Genomic DNA, 20,654 nt, shown 5'->3' on the forward strand with positions numbered 1-20,654 from the left:
GATCAGCTCCAACTACCCTGGAGCGCGGTCTGCGCGGGTATGGCCACCCCGTGTCCGGCGTCCGGCCGGGTGGGGATCGTGACGAGGAGGACCGACGTGACGCGCTCGATCAGGGGTTCCCGGCGGGCGGCCCTGTTGCTGGCCGGTACGGCGGCGGCGGGCCTGCTGCTGAGCGGGTGTGGCGCCGGCCAGGTGGCCGAGACCGCCAACAAGATCCCGTCGGTGCAGGGCATCAACGTCCAGACCCCCGACAACCTCTACAAGGTGCGCGGCCTCTACCTGGAGTTCCCCGGCCCGGAGGGCTACAAGGCGGGCGCCGACGCGCGGGTCAACGTCGTGCTCTACAACGACAGCCAGCAGCCGGTGACCGTGACCGTCACCACCGACAGCGCCCGCGAGGTCCTGCTCAGCGGCGCCGGTGCGGGCAGCGACGGGGCCACCCCGACCGGCTCGCCGACCGAGCCGGCCTCCGCGTCGCCCACCGCGACCGACCCGAGCGCCTCGCCGAGCCAGTCGCTCGGCACCGAGGAGTCGCCGTCGGCCAGCGGCTCCGCCTCGGCCAGCGGCTCCGCCTCGGCCAACCCGTCGCCGTCCGCCAGCTCGGCCCCGGCCGGTCAGCCGGCGCGGTTCGAGATCCCGGCCCTGGGCTACGTGCAGCTCACCGGCTCCAGCCCGCGGTTCCTCCAGCTCGTGGGCCTGAACCAGGACCTGCGGGTCGGCGAGCCGGTCAACCTGACCTTCGACTTCGGCGACGGCAAGGTGATCAAGACCGGTGCGGCCGTCGGCGTCCCGCTGACCCCGGCCGCGCCGCCCTCGCCGGTGGTCCAGCCGCGCGAGGAGGGTGGCGCCGGGCACCCCGGTGGCCTCGAGGAGGGCGGCAACGAGGGCGGCGGCCACAGCTGACCGACCCCGCGATCGTCGTCGACACCGCCGCCGTGGCCAGCGCCACGCCGGCGGTGTCGCCGTTTCCGGGTGGGCTTTCGTCGTACCGTCCGGTTAGCGTCCTGGGGTGAGCACGCCCCGATCGACCTCGCCCCGCGCCGCCGCCGGCCGCGGCCGCGCCGCCGCCCGTGAGCCCCGCCCGGCCTACGAGTGCGACGCCTGCGGCCACCAGCCCCCCAAGTGGGTCGGCCGCTGCCCCGAGTGCGGCGAGTGGGGCTCGGTGGTCGAGTGCACGGTGAGCGGCCCGCTGGTCTCCGGCCGGGTGGTCAGCTCCCGGATGCCCGCCGAGCCGGCCCGCCCGATCGCCACCATCAGCGCCGCGCCCGCCCGGGCCCGGGCCACCGGGGTCAGCGAGCTCGACCGGGTGCTCGGCGGCGGCCTGGTCCCCGGCGCCGTGGTGCTGCTCGCCGGCGAGCCGGGGGTCGGCAAGTCCACCCTGCTGCTCGACGTCGCCCAGCAGTGGGCGGCCAACGCGGGCAGCCCGTCGCTGGTGGTCAGCGGTGAGGAGTCGGTCAGCCAGGTGCGGCTGCGCGCCGAGCGGATGGGCACCCTGCACGACCAGCTCTACCTCGCCGCCGAGAGCGACCTGTCGGCGGTGCTCGGCCACCTCGACGCGGTCAAGCCGGGTCTGCTGGTCCTCGACTCGGTGCAGACCATCTCGACGACCGGCACCGAGGGCGTTCCCGGCGGGGTCACCCAGGTCCGGGCGGTCACCGCGGCGCTGGTCGCGGTCGCCAAGGAGCGCGGCGTGGCCACCGTGCTGGTCGGGCACGTCACCAAGGACGGCCAGGTCGCCGGTCCCCGGGTGCTGGAGCACCTGGTCGACGTGGTGCTGCACTTCGAGGGCGACAAGCACTCCTCGCTGCGCATGGTCCGCGGGGTGAAGAACCGGTTCGGCGCGGCCGACGAGGTGGGCTGCTTCGAGATGCACGAGGGTGGCATCAGCAGCCTGGCCGACCCGTCCGGCCTCTTCCTGACCCGCTACTCCGAGCCGGTGCCGGGCACCTGCGTGACGGTTGCCATGGAGGGGCGGCGCGCCCTGGTCACCGAGGTGCAGGCGCTGATCGGCGCCACGGTCGCCGGCTCCCCCCGGCGCACCGTCTCCGGGCTGGACGGCGCCCGGCTGGCCATGGTGCTCGCGGTGCTCCAGCGGCGCACCGAGCGGCTGACCCTGCACGACCGCGAGGTCTTCGCCGCCACGGTGGGCGGCATCCGGGTGGTCGAGCCCGCGGCCGACCTGGCCGTGGCGCTGGCGGTCGCCTCCGGCGGGCTCAACCTGGCCCTCAACCCGCAGCTGGTGGCCATCGGCGAGGTCGGCCTCACCGGCGAGGTGCGCCGGGTCGGGGCGGTGCCCCGCCGGCTGGCCGAGGCGGCCCGGCTCGGCTTCCGGGTGGCCCTCGTGCCGCCCGGCTGCGGCCCGGGCAGCAGCGGAGTGGGCGCCCCGGAGAACATGCGGGTGACCGAGGTCACCGACGTGCGGGCGGCCCTCCAGGCTGCCGCGCGCGCGTCGGCGGAGTGACGGTCCGTAGGCGTGGGGCGGGACCGGCCGGGCGATTCCGGACAGCCGGCGCAACCGGTCGCCGATCGGGGGAGCCGGACATCGTGACACATCACAGTAACCACGAGAGCACCCACCGCACCGCAGTCCGTAGACTGTGCCCGTGCCGATCGACCGCGATGCCACCAAGCCCGCCGCGACGACGCCGCACGCCCGCACCGGCGCCGTGGGCTCCCCCGCCCGTGCCATCAGCGTGAGCGTCACCGGAAGCGTCGGCGGGGCCGGCGGCGACCCGTTGCGGGCCAACCTCGCCCTCATGGCGCCGGGCACCGCGCTGCGCGACGGCCTGGAGCGGATCCTGCGCGGCCGCACCGGCGCGCTGATCGTGCTCGGCTACGACAAGATCGTCGAGCAGATCTGCACCGGCGGCTTCCCGCTCGACGTCGAGTTCTCCGCGACCCGGGTCCGTGAGCTGTGCAAGATGGACGGCGCCGTGGTGCTCTCCAGCGACGGCACCCGGATCGTCCGGGCCGCGGTGCACCTCATGCCCGACCCGTCGATCCCCACCGAGGAGTCCGGCACCCGGCACCGCACCGCCGAGCGGGTGGCCCGGCAGACCGGCTACCCGGTGATCTCGGTCAGCCAGTCCATGCGGATCATCAGCCTCTACGTCAACGGCCAGCGGCACGTGCTGGACGACTCGGCGGCGATCCTCTCCCGGGCCAACCAGGCGCTGGCCACCCTCGAGCGTTACAAGCTCCGGCTGGACGAGGTCTCGGGCACGCTCTCCGCCCTGGAGATCGAGGACCTGGTCACCGTCCGCGACGCCGTGGCCGTGGTGCAGCGGCTGGAGATGGTCCGCCGGATCGCCGACGAGATCGCCGGCTACGTCGTGGAGCTGGGCACCGACGGCCGCCTGCTCGCCCTCCAGCTGGACGAGCTGATGGCGGGCGTCGACGCCGACCGCACCCTGGTCATCCGGGACTACCTGCCGGTGGGCCGGAAGTCACGCACCCTCGACGAGGCGCTGGTCGAGCTGGACCTGCTCAGCGCCACCGAGCTGATCGACCTGGTCGCGGTGGCCAAGGCGATCGGCTACCCGTCCGCCTCCGACGCGCTCGACGCCGCCGTGAGCCCGCGCGGCTTCCGCCTGCTGGCCAAGGTGCCGAGGCTTCCCGCGGCCGTGGTCGACCGGCTGGTGGTGCACTTCGGCAGCCTCCAGCGGCTGCTGGGCGCGACCGTGGAGGACCTCCAGGCGGTCGAGGGGGTGGGCGACGCCCGCGCCCGGGGCGTCCGCGAGGGGCTGTCCCGGCTCGCCGAGGCGTCCATCCTGGAGCGCTACGTCTGACCGCGGTCAGCCGGTGATGGTGAGCTTCACCGGCTCGCTGAGCTTGGTGCCCACCCGGGCGAAGAGCTGGTACGTGCCGATCGGGGCGTACGGGCCGGCGGCCACGCCGTTGGCGCAGCGACTCACGTCCCGCCCGTTCCAGCCCAGCTCGTAGGAGCGCTCGAAGTCCGGCGTGAACGACTGCGGGTCGGAGCCCTTGCCGGTGCCGCAGGTGTCCGAGGACCAGACCTTCGCCGCCCCGGCCTTGATGTAGAGCTCCTGCAGGTCGGCCCCGACGTCCCGGGTGCACGTGCGCTCCGAGATGTTCTTGACCTTGAGACGCAGGGTGACCACCGTGCCCCGCTGCGCGGAGGCCGGCAACGCCACCGGGGTCACCTGGAGCTCCGAATCGGCACAGGTGCCCTCGTCGACGACCGGGTTGACCGGCGCGCCACCGTCGTTCGTGCCGCCGCCGTTCTGGCCGCCGCCGTTGTCGGTGCCCGTGCCGCCGCCGTCGCTCGTCCCGCTGCCCCCACCCGAGTCACCCGGGGTGGGCGACGGGCTGGTGGACCGCGGAGTCAGCAGCGAACCGGTCGGGCCGGGAGCGGCCGCCGACGGCGAGCCGCCCGCATTGCCCCCCGACTTGCCCGACGGGCTGTCGTTGCGGTCCGTGCCGGTGCACGAATAGAGCAGGACAATCAGGAAAAGCAGCCCGGCTCCGAAGACGACGGCTCGACGCCGCCAGTACACGGCGGGAGGCAGCGGGCCGACCGTCATACGCATGATGCGTTCACCGTAACGGCGCGACGCCCGGCCCGCCGGTCCGACGCGCCGATGGCCCTTCGGCCCGCCGTCCCGCCGATCCACAGTGGACGCACCAGGTAACCGAGCGGCACCGCCGGACCACTTCCCGTCAGAGGTAGACCTTGCGCTGGTAGACGGCGTGCGCCCCGGCCACCCGGTCGAGGAAGAGCAGGCCGGCGCAGTGGTCGATCTCGTGCTGGAGCGCCCGCGCCTCGAACCCGTCGGTCACCAGCCGCACCGGGTCCCCGCTGCCCGGCAGCACACCCTCGACCACCAGGCGGCCGGCCCGCTTCACGTCACCGGTCAGGTCGGGCACCGACATGCAGCCCTCCCGCCCGGCCTTCCAACGGCTCGCCTCCACCACCGTGGCGTTGCAGAGCACGAAGGCGCCGTGCACGGTGACCGCCTTCGGGTGCCCGGTCACGTCCACCGCGAACACCTGGGCGCTCACCCCGACCTGCGGCGCGGCCAGACCGACGCAGCCCGGCGACACCCGCATGGTGGCGACCAGATCGGCGGCCAGCTGGACCACCTCGGCCGAGGTCGGGTCGACCGCCGGACCGGGCCGGCTGAGCACCGGGTCGGGCGCGGCCACGACCGGGCGTACCGCCCCGGGGAGGCCGAGCTTCTCCGGCGTCCAGCCGCCCAGGCCGGCGTACTCCTCCGCCGTCACAGCAGGTCCGTGTCCGCCGGGCGGAGGCTGACCCCCACGCCCAGCTCCGCGGCGGTACGGGCGAGCCGGCCGGCCACCTCGTCGGCGCTGCCCGGCGGCAACTCGACCTCGGCGACCACCACGTACAGCGAGCCGGTCAAGCGGGTGCTCAGGTCGGTCACGTTGCCGCCCGAGTCGGTCAGCACCCGGGTCATCGCCGCGACGATGCCCATCCGGTCCGCGCCGTGCACCGCCATCACGTACGGCTCGCCGCCGGGCGCGGCCTGCCCGTCGGGGGTGACCGCGCGTACGGTGGCCAGGAGCTGCCCCTCGGCGGCGAGCGGGGCCAGCGCGGCCTCGACGTCGGCGGCGGCCGGGCCCACGCAGATCAGGGTCATCGCGAAGTGTCCCCGCAACCGGGTCATCGTCGAGTCGGTGAGGTTCGCGCCGAGCCGCGCGAGGACCTCGGCGACGTCGGCCACGATGCCCGGCCGGTCCCGGCCGATGACGGTGATCGCGAGCTCGTTCATCCGGACATTCTGCCCCGTCACCGCCGGCCGGCCGCGGCGGCCCGCCCGCCCCGCCCAACCCGCGGGAAAGCCGCCCGTGACATCCTTGGCGGCGCGATGTCTGAGCCCACCTTCGCCACCCAGGTCAGCCGGTGGTACGAGCGCAACGCCCGCGACCTGCCCTGGCGCCAGCCGGGGATCGGCGCCTGGGCGATCCTGGTCAGTGAGGTCATGCTCCAGCAGACACCCGTGGTCCGGGTGCTGCCGGCCTGGGAGGCGTGGCTGTCCCGCTGGCCGACGCCGGCCGCGCTGGCGGAGGACACGCCCGCCGAGGCGATCCGGATGTGGGGCCGGCTCGGCTACCCCCGCCGGGCCGTACGCCTGCGCGACTGCGCGGTGGCCGTCGTGGAACGGCACGGCGGCGAGGTGCCGGAGCGGCTCGACCAGCTGTTGGCGCTGCCCGGGGTCGGTACGTACACGGCCCGGGCGGTGGCGGCCTTCGCGTACGGGCAGCGGCATCCGGTGGTCGACACCAACGTCCGGCGGGTGGTGTGCCGGGCGATCGCCGGCGAGCCGGACGCCGGGCCCGCCACCCGCCCCGCCGACCTGGTCGCCACCGAGGAGCTGCTGCCGATCGAGCCGGCCGCGGCGGCCCTGGCCAGTGCGGCGTTCATGGAACTCGGCGCGGTGGTCTGCACCGCCCGGGCCCCGCGCTGCGGGGTGTGCCCCGTCGAGTCGAGCTGCGCCTGGCGGGCCTCCGGCCAGGCGGCCCCGGCCGGCCCGACCCGCCGACCCCAGCGCTACGCCGGCACCGACCGTCAGGTGCGCGGCCTGCTCCTCGCGGTGCTCCGCGACGCCACCGGGCCGGTGCCGCACCAGCGGCTGGACCAGGTCTGGCACGACGACGTGCAGCGGGCCCGGGCGCTCGCCGGGCTGGTCACCGACGGCCTTGTAGAGCCGGTCGGCGAGGAGTCGTTCCGGCTCGCGGGCGACGGCCCTCCGGTCCCGCTGCCCCGCCCCTGACCCGGCCCCGCTGGGCACCAGCTCACCGAGGCGGTCGCCAGCTCGCCGACCTGGCGGTATCCCGGCCGCTCGGATACCGCCACTTCGCCGAGGCGGAGTCGATCCTGCACGGGAAAGGCGACGGCCCCGGCGGCTCTCGCCTGCCGGGGCCGTCGCCCTCGATCTGTTGCCCGAACCTACGCCGCGTCGTCCGCGCCCGTGGCGGCGGTGCCGCCGAGGTCCGCCGGGACCGCGTCCGGCACGGCCACCGGCCGGTCGGCGCCCCGGAAGACGAGCTTGGACTTGTCGATGTCGCTCGGGTCGCCCTCGCAGTCCACCACCACGATCTGACCCGGGGTCAGCTCGTTGAAGAGGATCCGCTCGGACAGGTTGTCCTCGATGTCGCGCTGGATCGTGCGACGCAGCGGCCGCGCGCCCAGCACCGGGTCGAAGCCCTTCTTCGCCAGGTACTTCTTGGCGTTGTCGGTCAGCTCCAGGCCCATGTCCTTGTTCCTCAGCTGCGTCTCGATCCGGGCGATCATGATGTCCACGATCTGGAGGATCTCGTTCTCACGCAGCTGGTGGAAGACGATGGTGTCGTCGATCCGGTTGAGGAACTCGGGCCGGAAGTGCTGCTTGAGCTCGTCGTTGACCTTCTGCTTCATCCGGTCGTAGTTCGACTCGGAGTCGTCAGAGGCCTGGAAGCCCAGCGACACCGCCTTGGCGACGTCCCGCGTGCCGAGGTTGGTGGTCAGGATGATGACCGTGTTCTTGAAGTCCACGATCCGGCCCTGGCCGTCGGTGAGACGCCCGTCCTCCAGGATCTGGAGGAGCGTGTTGAACACGTCCGGGTGGGCCTTCTCGATCTCGTCGAAGAGGACCACCGAGAACGGCCGACGGCGCACCTTCTCGGTCAGCTGCCCGCCCTCGTCGTAGCCGACGTAGCCGGGAGGGGCACCCACCAGCCGGGACACCGTGTACCGGTCGTGGAACTCGGACATGTCCAGCTGGATGAGGGCGTCCTCGCTGCCGAACAGGAACTCGGCGAGCGCCTTGGAGAGCTCGGTCTTACCGACGCCGGACGGGCCGGCGAAGATGAACGAGCCGGACGGGCGCTTCGGGTCCTTCAGGCCGGCCCGGGTGCGCCGGATCGCCTTCGAGACCGCCTTGACCGCGTCCTCCTGGCCGATGACGCGCTTGTGCAGCTCGTCCTCCATGCGCAGCAGGCGCGAGGTCTCCTCCTCGGTCAGCTTGTAGACCGGGATGCCGGTCCAGTTGCCGAGCACCTCGGCGATCTGCTCGTCGTCGACCTCGCTGACGACGTCCAGGTCACCGGCCTTCCACTCCTTCTCCCGCTGGGCCTTCTGCCCGAGGAGCTGCTTCTCCTTGTCACGGAGCTGCGCGGCCCGCTCGAAGTCCTGCGCGTCGATCGCGGACTCCTTGTCGCGGCGGACCTGGGCGATCCGCTCGTCGAAGTCACGCAGGTCTGGCGGCGCGGTCATCCGGCGGATGCGCATCCGGGCACCGGCCTCGTCGATCAGGTCGATCGCCTTGTCCGGCAGGAAGCGGTCGGAGATGTAACGGTCGGCCAGGGTGGCAGCAGCAACGAGAGCCGCGTCGGTGATGCTCACCCGGTGGTGCGCCTCGTAGCGGTCCCGCAGGCCCTTGAGGATCTCGATGGTGTGGGCCAGCGAGGGCTCACCCACCTGGATCGGCTGGAAGCGGCGCTCGAGAGCGGCGTCCTTCTCCAGGTGCTTGCGGTATTCGTCGAGGGTGGTGGCGCCGATGGTCTGCAGCTCGCCGCGGGCCAGCATCGGCTTGAGGATGCTGGCGGCGTCGATCGCGCCCTCGGCGGCACCCGCACCCACCAGGGTGTGGATCTCGTCGATGAACAGGATGATGTCGCCGCGGGTGCGGATCTCCTTGAGCACCTTCTTGAGGCGCTCCTCGAAGTCACCGCGGTAGCGGGAACCGGCGACCAGGGCACCGAGGTCGAGCGTGTAGAGCTGCTTGTCCTTCAGCGTCTCGGGCACCTCGCCCTTGATGATCTTCTGGGACAGCCCCTCCACCACGGCGGTCTTGCCGACGCCGGGCTCACCGATCAGGACCGGGTTGTTCTTGGTGCGGCGGGACAGCACCTGCATGACCCGCTCGATCTCCTTCTCGCGCCCGATGACCGGGTCGAGCTTGCCCTCGCGGGCGGCCTGGGTCAGGTTCCGGCCGAACTGGTCCAGCACGAGGCTGGTCGACGGCGCGGCCTCGCCCGGCGCGGCGCCCGCCGCGGCCGGCTCCTTGCCCTGGTAGCCGGAGAGCAGCTGGATCACCTGCTGGCGGACCCGGTTGAGGTCGGCGCCGAGCTTGACCAGCACCTGGGCGGCGACGCCCTCGCCCTCACGGATCAGGCCGAGCAGGATGTGCTCCGTGCCGATGTAGTTGTGGCCGAGCTGCAGCGCCTCGCGCAGCGACAGCTCCAGCACCTTCTTGGCCCGCGGCGTGAACGGGATGTGCCCGCTCGGCGCCTGCTGGCCCTGGCCGATGATCTCCTCGACCTGCTGACGGACGCCCTCGAGGGAGATGCCGAGGCTCTCCAGGGCCTTTGCCGCGACACCCTCACCCTCGTGGATCAGGCCCAGCAGGATGTGCTCCGTACCGATGTAGTTGTGGTTGAGCATCCGGGCCTCTTCTTGGGCCAGGACGACAACCCGTCGCGCTCGGTCGGTGAACCGCTCGAACATGCCCTCGTGCTCCTCACGTGCCGTGCGCCTTGATGGTCAGATCTCGGCGGGGCCGGTGCGCGGACGTCCGGGACGGGCGTCCGTGCCTCCTTACTCTATCGCCGCGGACCGACTCCGCTGAGGTCGTGTGTCCCCGCGAATGGCCGTTCACGCGTCGTTTCTGACAACCGTCCGCGCTCAGGAGGTGTTCCGGTACCCCTGCCTGTACGCGCAGAGCGAAATTCGACCGCCGGTGGAAAAGCCCGGTCGAGGGGCTGGAGCGGGGGCGTCGGCGCCCGGCCGCGGTCTTCCACAACCTGTGGACAGAATCTCCACCGCCTGTGGACAACGGCCCCGGGCGCCGGTTTCTTCCCGCGCCCGGCGGCGCCGCGCCACCCCCCGGGCGCGGACCGGACAGACGGCACAGGCGGGCGGAAACGGCGACGCCGGCCCGGAGTGGCACTCCGGTCCGGCGTCGTGTCGCCCGCTGCGGGGTCGTCGGGGTCAGTGCCCCGCCTTCGCGTGGTACTCGTCCACGATCTCCTGCGGGATGCGCCCCCGGTCGGAGATGTCCTTGCCGTTGTTCTTGGCCCAGGTCCGGATGGCCTTGTTCTGCTCGCGGTCGGCGGTCGCGCCGCCGCGACCGCGGGCCGCCCGGCCACCCACGACCACACCGCCACGGCCGACCTTCGTGCCGTTGGCGATGTACTGCGCGAATACGTCGCGCAATTTTTCAGCGTTGGAAGCCGAGAGGTCGATCTCGTACTGCACACCGTCGAGCGCGAACTTGACGGTCTCGTCAGCGTCCCCGCCGTCCAGGTCATCGACCAGCTTGTGAATGATCTGCTTGGCCACGTCCCACATTCCTTTCGAGCAGGGTTGTGCTCCTGCAATACAAGAGCACAATAGCCCGCCCGCCGCTCGCTCCGTCAATAGGACGCGGTAACGACCCGGAGAAGCTTGTGTGCTACTCGGGCCGGACCAACGGGAACAGGATGGTTTCCCGAATTCCCAGGCCGGTCAACGCCATCAGGAGCCGGTCGATTCCCATTCCCATACCGCCGGCCGGCGGCATTCCGTACTCCATCGCCCGGAGAAAGTCCTCGTCCAGCCGCATGGCCTCGTCGTCGCCCCGCGCCGCGAGCTGCGCCTGGGCCACCAGCCGCTCCCGCTGCACCACCGGGTCGACCAGCTCCGAGTACGCGGTGCCCAGCTCGAAACCGAGCACGTAGAGGTCCCACTTCTCGGCCAGGCCCGGCTCGCTGCGGTGGCTCCGGGTCAGCGGGCTGGTCTCCTCCGGGTAGTCGCGGACGAAGGTGGGCGCCTGGAGCGACGGGACCACCAGCTCCTCGAACAACTCCTCGGCCAGCTTGCCCGGGCCCCACTTCGGGTCGACCGAGAGGCCGACCTTGTCCGCGTACTCGACCAGGCGTGACCTTTCGGTGCGGACGGTGACCTCCTCACCGAGCGCTTCGGAAAGAACACCGAACAGCGTCACCGAGCGCCACTCGCCGCCCAGATCGAACTCGCGGCCGTCGGCGTGCGTGACCACCGTCGAGCCGGCGACGGCGAGAGCGGCCTGCTGGACGAGATTTTGGGTCAGCTCCGCCATGGTGTTGTAGTCGCCGTACGCCTGGTAGGTCTCGAGCATCGCGAACTCCGGCGAGTGCGAGGAGTCGATGCCCTCATTCCGGAAGTTGCGGTTGATCTCGAAGACCCGGTCGACGCCGCCGACGACGGCGCGCTTGAGAAACAGTTCCGGCGCGATTCGCAGATACAGATCGGTGTTCAACGCATTGCTGTGGGTCACGAATGGGCGGGCCGCCGCGCCGCCGTGCAGCAACTGGAGCATCGGCGTCTCGACCTCGATGAAGTCCTGCCCGTGCAGGGTGTCCCGGAGGCTCCGCACGGCGGCGGCGCGGGTGCGGACCATCTGCCGGGCCTGCGGGCGGACCACCAGATCCACGTAGCGCTGGCGGACCCGCGCCTCCTCGCTGAGCGGCTTGTGCGCCACCGGCAGCGGGCGCAGCGCCTTCGCGGTGACCGCCCACTCCTCGACGAGCACCGACAGCTCGCCGCGCCGGCTGGTGATCACCTCACCGGTCACCCCGACGTGGTCGCCGAGGTCAACCAGGCGCTTCCAGTCGTCCAGCCGCTCCGCGCCGACCCGGTCCAGCGAGAGCATCGCCTGGAGTTCGGTGCCGTCGCCGTCCCGCAGGGTGGCGAAGCAGAGCTTGCCCGTGTTGCGCACGAAGATCACCCGGCCGGTGACCGAGACCCGGTCGCCGGTGGCCGTGTCGGTGGGCAGCTCGGCGTACCGCTCGCGGATCTTCGCCAGCGTGCTGGTCCGCGGGAAGCCGATCGGATACGGCTCGACGCCCTCGGCGAGCATCCGGTCCCGCTTCTCCCGGCGGACCTTCATCTGCTCCGGAAGGTCGTCGGCGGGGTCTACTGGCAGGGCGTTCTGCTCGGTCACGGCACGCTTCCTCAGAAGGAGAATTCGGGCGGGGTCAGGCCCCGAGCGTACTCAAGGGGCTGCCGGGGCGTTACGGGATAACCTGCCCGCCATGACCGACCCCACTGAGGCCCTCTCGTTCGGCGCGGCCGCCGCCGACTACGACCGCTACCGGCCCCGCTATCCGGAGGCCGCGCTGCGCTGGGCGCTCGACGACCTCACCCCGCCGGCCCGCACCGTCGACCTGGGCGCCGGCACCGGGATCGTCAGCCGCGGCCTGCTCGCCCTCGGGCACGAGGTGACCGCCGTCGAGCCCGACCCGGGGATGCGCGCCCAGTTCGAGGCCGCCACGCCCGGCGTCGCCGCCCGGGCCGGCAGCGCCGAGTCGGTCCCGCTGCCCGACGGGTACGCGGACGCGGTGCTGGTCGGCCAGGCGTACCACTGGTTCGACCGGGAGCGGGCGCACCCGGAGCTGGCCCGGGTGCTGCGGGCCGGCGGGATCTTCGCGGCGGTGTGGAACCTCCGGGACGACCGGGTCGGCTGGGTGACCGAGCTGAACCGGATCGCCGAGATCGGCGACACCGTCGACCACCTGCGCGAGAGCGTGACCGGCTTCGGTACCCGGTTCGCGGCGCCCGAGTGGGCCGAGTTCGACCACGCCACGCCACTGACCCCGGACGAGCTGCTCGGCATGGTGCGCACCCGCTCGCACTACCTGACCGCCGGGCCGGACCGCCGCCGCGAGGTCGACGCGGAGCTGCGCGACCTCCTCGCCGGCCACCCGGACCTGGCCGGCCGGGACACGATCGCCCTCCCCTACCGCACGCTGGTCGCCCGGGCGCGACGTAGCTGACCCCTCGCGCGACCGGGCCGCCGCAGCGCCAGCGGAACGGGCAGGAGCACGTGCACCCTGGTCCGCCCGGTGCGGCGCCGCCGGCCCCCCGCGCGGCCGGCCGCCGCACTAGCCTCACCTCATGGCCGACGTCATCCCGGCACTCTCCTTCGGCAGCGCCGCCGCCGACTACGACCGGTTCCGCCCCCGCTATCCGCAGGAGGCGCTGCGCTGGGCCCTGGACGGGCTGGTCGCCCCGGCCCGGGTGGTGGACCTGGGCGCGGGCACCGGCATCCTCACCCGCGGGGTGCTCGCGCTCGGATGTCAGGTCGTACCCGTGGAGCCGGATCCGGGGATGCGGGCGCAACTGGCGGCCGCCACCCCGGGCACGACGGCGCTGGCCGGCAGCGCCGAGTCGCTGCCGCTGCCGGACGGGTCCGCCGACGCGGTGCTCGTGGGCCAGGCCTACCACTGGTTCGACCGGGAGCCGGCGCACGCCGAGATCGCCCGGGTGCTGCGGCCGGGCGGCACGTTCGCGCCGATCTGGAACGTCCGCGACGAGCGGGTGGCCTGGGTGGCGGAGCTGACCCGCATCGCCCGCCTCGGGGACAACGCCGGCGACGTGACCGAGAAGTACGGCGACTTCGGCCCCACCTTCGCGCCGGTCGAGCTGGGCGAGTTCGCCCACGCGACCACGCTCACGCCCGACGAGGTCATCGGCATGCTGCACACCCGCTCGTACTGGCTGACCGCCACGCCGGACGAGCGGGCGCGGATCGACGGTGAGCTGGGCGAACTCTTCGCCACCCACCCCGAGCTGGCCGGCCGGGCCACGGTCGAGCTGCCCTACCGCACCTTCGTCCTGCGCTCCCGGCGACGCTGAGGCTCAGGTGTTGCGCTCGTAGACCATCCGCAGGCCGATCAGGGTGATCATCGGCTCGTGGTGGGTGATGGTGTGGCACTCGCTGAGCACCAGCGAGGCCAGGCCGCCGGTGGCGATCACGGCCTTCACCTCGCCCAGCTCCTCGGTCATCCGCTCGACGATCCGGTCCACCTGACCGGCGAAGCCGAAGTAGAGGCCGGCCTGGAGGCACTCGACGGTGTTTTTGCCGATCACCGAGCGGGGCCGGGTGGCCTCCACCTTCCGGAGCTGGGCGGCGCGGGCGGCGAGCGCGTCGAAGGAGATCTCGATGCCCGGCGCGAACGCGCCGCCGAGGAACTCGCCCCGGTCGCTGATCACGTCGAAGTTGGTGGTGGTGCCGAAGTCCACCACGATCGACGGCCCGCCGTAGAGGGTGTACGCGGCCAGGGTGTTGACCACCCGGTCCGCGCCGACCTCCTTGGGGTTGTCGATGGCGAGCTGCACGCCGGTGCGCACGCCGGGCTCGACGATCACGCTGGGCAGGTCGGCGTAGTAGCGGGCCAGCATGGTGCGCAGCGAGCGCAGCGCGGCCGGCACGGTCGAGCAGGCGGCCACCCCGGTGATCTCCACGGCGTCGCCGGCCAGCAACCCGCGGAACATGAGACCCAGCTCGTCCGCGGTGGACCGGGCGTCGGTCTTGATCCGCCAGTTGTGCACCAGCTTGTCGCCGTCGAAGGTCGCCAGCACGGTGTTGGTGTTCCCGATGTCGATGCAGAGCAGCACGATCGCAGCCTAGACAACCGCCGTGCGGGCGGGCGCGCAGCGGCGGCCGAACCGTATCCTGAACACATCGCGGCATGAACATGGTTCTATCCACGGCACGGCCGGACGGGGAGCGGACATGTCGAGGACGTGGTGGGTCCGTCAACGCAGCGCCCTGCTGCGACGACGCCGGCACGTGCTGGTGCTCGCGGTGCTGGCGGGTGGGGCGCTCTGGATGATCGTCCAGGCCAGGCTGTCGTGGCAACGCCACGGGCAGACCTTCCGCGGCGACCTCTACCTCAACATCGGCGCCGCCCTGATCATGACGCTCCTGACCTATCTGGTGCTCAACCCGCTCTTCCGGGAGCTCAGGACCGCCACCATCATCGAGCACCCGCGGCTGGACCGGGACGCGCTCATCCAGCGGGTGGCGCAGTCCCGCGAGGTGGTCGCCATCCTGGAAACCTTCACCAGCATGTTGGAGGGCCCGTACACCACCCGGTTCCTCGCCGCGCTGCGCTTCGCCCTGGCCAACGGCGCCACGGTCAAGGTGCTGCTGCTCGACCCGGACTCCCCCGCCGTCCGGCTACGCGCCGAGGAACTCCGCCGCGCCGACACGGCCGTCGCGATCATGAACAACCTCTACCATTTCGGCTGGCTCCAGCAGCAGCTCGCGCCGGCCGCCCGCTCGCGCCTCCGGGTACGGATCTACGCCACCGCCCCGTCGGTCCAGATGTACCGGTGGGACGACAAGGCGTTCATCTCGTTCTTCCCCGTGCACGGCAAGACCTTCGACGCGCAGCAGCTGGAGGCCTTCGTCTCCACCCCGCTCGGGGAGTTCGTCGACGACCGGTTCGGCGAGCTGTGGGAGACCGCCCCCGTACGCGACCTCGACGCCTGCCTCACGCTCAACGTCTGCCTCCGCCGCGGCGACACCGAGCTGGAGTCCTGCGACGCCCGCTACGTCCGGCTGGACGGCACCTGGTACATCGCCGGCGGCGACCTGGTCCGCAACGTCGCCCGGCACGGGCTGGCCGGGCTGACCGTGGTGCTGCTGGACCGGCCGGAGACGGCCGGCCAGGCGTTCGCCCTCGCCGAGGCCGACGAGCTGGAGGCCGAGATCTACCACCGGGCGCTCCAGCTCTTCCGCGCCAAGTACGGGCTGGACGCCCGGGACGACACCGAGAGCCAGGTCATCTTCAACCTGGTGCCGGCCACCGCGCTCACCGCCCGGCTGGCCTGACCGTCACTCCTCCCGCAGGTCCAGCGCGACATCCAGGATCGGCGAGGAGTGGGTCAGCGCGCCGACCGAGAGGAAGTCGACGCCGGTCGCCCCGTACTCGGCGGCCACCGGCAGGGTGAGCCCGCCGGTCGCCTCCAGCTCCGCCCGGTCGCCCACCGCGGCCACCACCTCGCGCAGCTGCGCCGGGGTCATGTTGTCCAGCAGCAGGAACACGGCGCCCGCCTCGACCGCCTCCACCGCCTCGGCCAGGGTGTCCACCTCCACCTGGACCGGCACGTCCGGGAACGCCTCCCGGACCCGGCGGAAGGCGGCCCCGATCCCGCCCGCGGCCACCTTGTGGTTGTCCTTGATCATGGCGACGTCGTGCAGGCCCATCCGCTTGTTGGTGCCGCCGCCGGCGCGGACCGCGTACTTCTCCAGCGCGCGCAGGCCGGGGGTGGTCTTGCGGGTGTCGAGCACTGTCGCCTTGGTGCCGGCCAACGCGTCCGCCCAGGCCCGCGTGTGGGTGGCAACCCCGGACATCCGGGAGAGCAGGTTCAGCGCCGTCCGCTCGGCGGTGAGCAGCAGCCGGGTCGGGCCGGTCACCGTGGCCAGCACGTCGCCGCGCGCCACCCGCTGCCCGTCGTGGGCCACCAGCGACACCTCGACGGTACGGCCCGCCCCGGTCACCTCGCCCACCAGCTCGAACACGGCGGCGGCCACCGGCAGCCCGGCCACCACGCCGTCGGCGCGGGCGACCAGGTCGGCGGTGTCGTTCTGCGCGTCCGGGATGGTGGCCACACTCGTCACGTCGAGGAAGTCCGGGCCCAGGTCCTCGGTGAACGCGTCGACGATCACCCGCCGGACCTGCTCCGGGTCCAGGCCACCGTCCCGCAGCACCCGCTCCGTCGACTCCCTCACTGGTCCTCCTTCGTTCGCGACTGCGGGGCTCGCAGAACCGGCTCACTCCTCGCGCTCACTGCTGTTCCTCCCAGCGCTCGGTAAGCAAACCCTCCGCCCCGACCGCCGCCACGAGGTGGCCCCGCCACCGCTCGTCGGCCGTCGGGAAGTCCTCCCGCCAGTGGCAGCCCCGGGTCTCCCGGCGGGCGTACGCGGCGGCGACCAGCGTCGACGCCACGGTGATCAGGTTCGTCGCCTCCCAGTCGGCGGTGCGCGGCACGCCCCGGGCCTGGGCCAGCTCGATGAGGGCGCCGGCGGCCCCGGCGAGGGTCGGCGCCGACCGGAGCACGCCCGCGCCCCGGGTCATGGCCCGCTGCAGGGTCGGCGTGACCCCGGCCGGCACCAGCCAGCCCTGGCCGCCCACCCACGCGCCGACCTCGGCCGGCTTCGCCTGCTCGGGCAGCCCGGCGGCGATGTCCTCGGCGATCCGGCGGGAGAAGACCAGCCCTTCCAGCAGCGAGTTGCTGGCCAGCCGGTTGGCGCCGTGCACGCCGGTGCAGGCGACCTCGCCGCAGGCGTACAGGCCGGGGATCGAGGTGCGCCCGCGCAGGTCGGTCCGGACGCCGCCGGAGGCGTAGTGGGCGGCCGGGGCGACCGGGATCAGGTCGGTGGCCGGGTCCACCCCGATGGCCAGGCAGGAGGCCACGATGGTCGGGAAACGCCGGGCCAGGAAGTCGCCGCCCAGGTGGCGGGCGTCCAGCCAGACGTGATCGGCGCCGGTGGCCAGCAGCACCCGGTGGATGCCCTTGGCCACCACGTCGCGGGGAGCCAGCTCGGCCAGCTCGTGCTGGCCCACCATGAACCGCTTGCCGTCGCCGTCGACCAGGTACGCGCCCTCGCCGCGCAGCGCCTCGGAGACCAGCGGCTGCTGGGCGAGGCCCGCGCCCGGCTCACCCGCCGGCACGATCAGCGCGGTCGGGTGGAACTGCACGAACTCCAGGTCGGTGACCGCCGCGCCGGCCCGCAGCGCGAGCGCCACGCCGTCGCCGGTGGAGACCGCCGGGTTGGTGGTGGCCGCGAAGATCTGCCCCATCCCGCCGGTGGCCAGCACCACGGCCCGGCCCAGGATGGCCCCCACGCCGTCCTCGCTGCCCTCACCGAGCACGTGCAGGGTGATCCCGCAGGCCGGGCCGAGCCCGTCCGGCCCGTCACCGGGGGCGCGCAGCAGGTCCAGCACCAGGGCGTGCTCGACCAGCCGGATCCACGGGTCGCGCTGCACCGCGGCGTGCAGCGCCCGCTGCACCTCGGCCCCGGTGGCGTCGCCGCCGGCGTGCACGATCCGGTCGGCCCGGTGACCGCCCTCCCGGGTGAGCATCAGCGAGCCGTCGAGGTTGCGGTCGAACTCCGCTCCGATCCGCATGAGCTCGCGCAGCCGGGTCGGCCCCTCCTCCACCAGCACCCGGACCGCTGCCGGGTCGCAGAGGCCGACGCCGGCCACCTCGGTGTCGTACGCGTGCGCGGCCGGCGTGTCCGCCGGGTCGAGCACGGCCGCGATGCCGCCCTGCGCCCAGCGGGTCGAACCCTCGTCGATGTTGACCTTGGTGACCACGGTGACGTGCAGGCCGGCCTCGCGCAGGTGCAGCGCGGCGGTCAGCCCGGCGACCCCGGAGCCGACGACGATCACGTCGGTGGTCTCCACCCAGCCGGGTGCGGGCGCGGCGAGCAGCCTCGGCAGGGCCGGCAGGTCGAGGGTCGGAAGGTCCATGAGCACAGTCAACCCGAAGGGCTCTCGTCCCGGGCAGCGGGGGCGGGACGAGTGGTTTCGGCTACCTCGTCCGGACCGGGAGGCCCTTCGGGCCGGCCCCCTTGAGCGAGGCGGTCACCGTGCGGTCGCTGAGCCAGAGGTAGCAGCGCACGCCCCGGTCGCCGACCGCCCACCGGCCGGCACCGGGCGGGCGGACCACCACGCCGCTGCGGAACCGCAGCGTCGGGTCGTCGGGCACGCCGGCGTACGCCGCCAACACCGTGTTGCAGCCGGTGTAGAGGGGCGCCCAGTCGGCGTCCTTCCGGGGGTACGGGCGGTCCGGCGCCGCCCACACCCCGACGAACTCGGCGTCGTGCGCGGTGCGGCAGTCGACCGGGGTGAGCGTCTGCACCCGGCGCGCGTCCCGGCCGGTGCGCTGGCAGCCCAGCCGCAGCGGCGACGGGCCCTTGAGCGCGTCGCGCAGGCTGCCCGTCCGGGTCACCACGGTCGCCGCCGCCTCGACCGTGGTCACCTCGGTCAGGTCACAGCGGTACCAGCGGGAACCGGCCGCCCAGCCGGGCCCGGTGGGCAGCGCCACGGCCAGCCGCAGCCGGCCGGCCCGCCAGTTGTCGCCGACGTAGCCCCCGGCCCGGGTGTCGCAGTCGCCGAACGCGGTCCGCAGCTCGGGCGAACCGAGCGCCGGCGGGGTCGACCGCTCCACGGCGAACGTCCCCACGTGCACGGTCTCCACCCGGTGCGGCAGGTCGCAGCCGACCGGGTCGTAGCCGGACAGGCCCACGGTGGGGGTGAAGTCGGCGACCTGGCAGACCCCGGCGGCCGGGGTGAACGCGCCGGCCGGCGGCAGGGCGCCCCAGTCGTCGGTGAGATCCCCGTCCAGCCCGCCCGGCGGGGCACACCCGACCAGCGCCGCCCCCGCGACCAACACGGCGACGACGCTCCGCATCGCCCGGCCCATCGCGCCTCCCCCAGCCCGACGACCGTCGATTCCGACGGTCCGACCAGGGTAGCGGGAAATGACCTTCCGGTGACAGACCGTACGTGCGGCCCCGGGTCAGTTGAGGGCGGCGGCCAGCGGGTTCGGGACGGGGTCGCCGGCGGTGCCCGGGGCGGCCGTCGTCGGGTCCGCGTTCAGGTCGACGACCCGGTTGTCGGCGTCGACGTGCACCACCCGGGGCTGGTAGGCGCGCGCCTCGGCGTCGTCCATCTGCCCGTACGAGATGAGGATGACCAGGTCACCCGGGTGCACGAGATGCGCCGCGGCGCCGTTGATGCCGATCACGCCGCTGCCCCGCTGCCCCGGGATCACGTACGTCTCCAGCCGGGCGCCGTTGGTGATGTCCACGATCGCGACCTGCTCGCCGGGGATGAGATCGGCCGCGTCGAGCAGGTCCTCGTCCACGGTCACCGAGCCGACGTAGTGCAGGTCGGCCTGGGTCACCGTGGCCCGGTGGATCTTCGACTTGAGCATGGTGCGGAGCATCGGGGTGCCTTTCCGAGGGATCTGGTCGGGTCAGGAACGCGGGGCGAGGTGGATCGCCGTGTTGTCGATCAGGCGGGTGGCACCCACCCAGGCGGCGACCAGCAGCCGCGCCGCGCCGGAGACCGGGCCGGGCTCCAGGTCGGCGTCGGTGAGCACCAGGTAGTCCAGGCGGGCGCCGGGCGTACCCGAGTCGAAGGCCCGGTGGGCGGCGGCCAGCACCGCGCCGGCGTCCGCGCCCCGGTCGGCGGCCTCGACGCCGGCCCGCAGCGCGGCGGAGAGGCTCAGCGCGGCCCGCCGCTCTTCCGACGACAGGTAGCGGTTGCGGCTGGACAGGGCCAGCCCGTCCGGCTCGCGCACGGTCGGGACGCCGACGATCTCCGTCGGCACGTCCAGATCGCGGACCATCCGCCGGACCAGGGTGAGCTGCTGGTAGTCCTTCTCGCCGAAGAAGGCCAGGTCGGGGCGGGTGAGCTGGAGCAGCTTCATGACCACGGTCAGGACACCGTGGAAGAAGCCGGGCCGGCTCAACCCCTCCAGGTCCTCGCCGAGCGGGCCGGGGTTCAGCCGCACCTTCGGCTGGCCCTCCGGGTACATGTCCGCCACGGCGGGGGCGAAGACCACGTCCGCGCCGGCCCGCCGGCAGATCTCCAGGTCGGCGTCCAGCGTGCGCGGGTAGCGGTCGAAGTCCTCGTTCGGGCCGAACTGAAGCGGGTTCACGAAGATCGTCACGAGCACGTGGTCGGCCCGCTCCCGGGCGGCCCGCAGCAGGGTCTCGTGCCCCGAGTGCAACGCGCCCATGGTCATCACCACACCCACCGTGCCGGTGAGACCCTCGCGGGCCGCCGCCAGCTCCTTGCGGGTGTGCACCAGCTCCGTCATCAGTGCCTCCTCAGTTCGGGACTGCGGGGCTCGCGAAATCGGCTCACTC

Annotated in this window: 19 protein-coding genes; 7 read left to right on the plus strand and 12 right to left on the minus strand. The window is 73.2% G+C overall.

Annotated features, from left to right (window positions below; genetic code table 11):
* Window positions 1-96 precede the first annotated feature (96 nt).
* From ABZ452_RS12210 to disA, 3 genes are all read left to right on the plus strand, one after another.
* Window positions 97-903, plus strand: coding sequence for a hypothetical protein (locus ABZ452_RS12210; RefSeq protein ID WP_357941706.1), 807 nt, complete (start codon window positions 97-99; stop codon window positions 901-903).
* A 106-nt stretch (window positions 904-1,009) separates the two neighbouring features.
* Window positions 1,010-2,461 carry a DNA repair protein RadA gene (radA, locus tag ABZ452_RS12215; RefSeq protein ID WP_357941708.1) on the plus strand — a complete coding sequence of 484 codons (1,452 nt, stop codon included), beginning with the start codon at window positions 1,010-1,012 and terminating at the stop codon, window positions 2,459-2,461.
* Window positions 2,462-2,603: 142 nt separating this feature from the next.
* A complete protein-coding gene (gene disA, locus ABZ452_RS12220) occupies window positions 2,604-3,788 on the plus strand; it encodes a DNA integrity scanning diadenylate cyclase DisA (protein ID WP_091267634.1) in 1,185 nt (394 codons plus the stop codon).
* A 6-nt stretch (window positions 3,789-3,794) separates the two neighbouring features.
* Here the strand turns inward: disA and ABZ452_RS12225 are convergent, their stop codons facing one another.
* The 3 genes from ABZ452_RS12225 to ABZ452_RS12235 form a co-directional block, all read right to left on the minus strand.
* Complete coding sequence (locus tag ABZ452_RS12225; RefSeq protein WP_357941711.1) at window positions 3,795-4,550, minus strand: hypothetical protein; 756 nt, start codon at window positions 4,548-4,550, stop codon at window positions 3,795-3,797.
* Window positions 4,551-4,680: 130 nt separating this feature from the next.
* Window positions 4,681-5,244, minus strand: a complete 564-nt coding sequence (locus ABZ452_RS12230; protein ID WP_357941713.1) for a peptide deformylase — start codon at window positions 5,242-5,244, stop codon at window positions 4,681-4,683.
* On the minus strand, window positions 5,241-5,753 hold the full coding sequence (locus ABZ452_RS12235; protein ID WP_357941716.1) for an ACT domain-containing protein: 513 nt from the start codon (window positions 5,751-5,753) through the stop codon (window positions 5,241-5,243). Before ABZ452_RS12235 ends, ABZ452_RS12230 begins: the two co-directional genes overlap by 4 nt.
* Before the next feature lie 96 nt (window positions 5,754-5,849).
* On the opposite strand from ABZ452_RS12235, the gene ABZ452_RS12240 reads away from it, so the two are divergent.
* On the plus strand, window positions 5,850-6,755 hold the full coding sequence (locus ABZ452_RS12240) for an A/G-specific adenine glycosylase (protein ID WP_357941718.1): 906 nt from the start codon (window positions 5,850-5,852) through the stop codon (window positions 6,753-6,755).
* A 176-nt stretch (window positions 6,756-6,931) separates the two neighbouring features.
* Here ABZ452_RS12240 and ABZ452_RS12245 read toward each other — a convergent pair whose 3' ends face one another.
* The 3 genes from ABZ452_RS12245 to lysS form a co-directional block, all read right to left on the minus strand.
* Entirely contained in the window at window positions 6,932-9,469 is a 2,538-nt protein-coding gene (locus ABZ452_RS12245) for an ATP-dependent Clp protease ATP-binding subunit (RefSeq protein WP_151462168.1), read from the minus strand.
* A gap of 483 nt (window positions 9,470-9,952) precedes the next feature.
* Window positions 9,953-10,303, minus strand: a complete 351-nt coding sequence (locus tag ABZ452_RS12250; RefSeq protein ID WP_357941720.1) for an Lsr2 family protein — start codon at window positions 10,301-10,303, stop codon at window positions 9,953-9,955.
* Between the two features lie 112 nt (window positions 10,304-10,415).
* The gene (lysS, locus tag ABZ452_RS12255) at window positions 10,416-11,924 is read right to left on the minus strand and encodes a lysine--tRNA ligase (RefSeq protein WP_357941722.1); all 1,509 of its coding nucleotides are present in this window, start codon (window positions 11,922-11,924) and stop codon (window positions 10,416-10,418) included.
* Window positions 11,925-12,015: 91 nt separating this feature from the next.
* On the opposite strand from lysS, the gene ABZ452_RS12260 reads away from it, so the two are divergent.
* Entirely contained in the window at window positions 12,016-12,756 is a 741-nt protein-coding gene (locus ABZ452_RS12260; RefSeq protein WP_357941724.1) for a class I SAM-dependent methyltransferase, read from the plus strand.
* A gap of 121 nt (window positions 12,757-12,877) precedes the next feature.
* Window positions 12,878-13,618, plus strand: a complete 741-nt coding sequence (locus ABZ452_RS12265) for a class I SAM-dependent methyltransferase (protein WP_357941726.1) — start codon at window positions 12,878-12,880, stop codon at window positions 13,616-13,618.
* Between the two features lie 3 nt (window positions 13,619-13,621).
* Here ABZ452_RS12265 and ABZ452_RS12270 read toward each other — a convergent pair whose 3' ends face one another.
* Window positions 13,622-14,380, minus strand: coding sequence for a type III pantothenate kinase (locus ABZ452_RS12270; protein ID WP_357941728.1), 759 nt, complete (start codon window positions 14,378-14,380; stop codon window positions 13,622-13,624).
* A gap of 118 nt (window positions 14,381-14,498) precedes the next feature.
* Here ABZ452_RS12270 and ABZ452_RS12275 point away from each other — a divergent pair, with 118 nt between their 5' ends.
* Window positions 14,499-15,602 (plus strand): hypothetical protein, encoded by a 1,104-nt coding sequence (locus tag ABZ452_RS12275; RefSeq protein ID WP_357941730.1) that lies wholly within the window; start codon window positions 14,499-14,501, stop codon window positions 15,600-15,602.
* Window positions 15,603-15,605: 3 nt separating this feature from the next.
* On the opposite strand, the gene nadC is transcribed toward ABZ452_RS12275, so the two are convergent.
* The 5 genes from nadC to panC form a co-directional block, all read right to left on the minus strand.
* Entirely contained in the window at window positions 15,606-16,502 is an 897-nt protein-coding gene (gene nadC, locus ABZ452_RS12280) for a carboxylating nicotinate-nucleotide diphosphorylase (protein WP_357941732.1), read from the minus strand.
* A 55-nt stretch (window positions 16,503-16,557) separates the two neighbouring features.
* The gene (locus ABZ452_RS12285; RefSeq protein ID WP_357941734.1) at window positions 16,558-18,246 is read right to left on the minus strand and encodes an L-aspartate oxidase; all 1,689 of its coding nucleotides are present in this window, start codon (window positions 18,244-18,246) and stop codon (window positions 16,558-16,560) included.
* A 61-nt stretch (window positions 18,247-18,307) separates the two neighbouring features.
* Window positions 18,308-19,201, minus strand: a complete 894-nt coding sequence (locus tag ABZ452_RS12290) for a septum formation family protein (RefSeq protein WP_357941736.1) — start codon at window positions 19,199-19,201, stop codon at window positions 18,308-18,310.
* A 96-nt stretch (window positions 19,202-19,297) separates the two neighbouring features.
* On the minus strand, window positions 19,298-19,726 hold the full coding sequence (panD, locus tag ABZ452_RS12295; RefSeq protein ID WP_357941738.1) for an aspartate 1-decarboxylase: 429 nt from the start codon (window positions 19,724-19,726) through the stop codon (window positions 19,298-19,300).
* Between the two features lie 30 nt (window positions 19,727-19,756).
* Window positions 19,757-20,605, minus strand: coding sequence for a pantoate--beta-alanine ligase (panC, locus tag ABZ452_RS12300; RefSeq protein ID WP_357941740.1), 849 nt, complete (start codon window positions 20,603-20,605; stop codon window positions 19,757-19,759).
* Window positions 20,606-20,654 lie beyond the last annotated feature (49 nt).

Source organism: Micromonospora sp. NPDC005707 (assembly GCF_040631005.1).
GTDB lineage: Bacteria > Actinomycetota > Actinomycetes > Mycobacteriales > Micromonosporaceae > Micromonospora.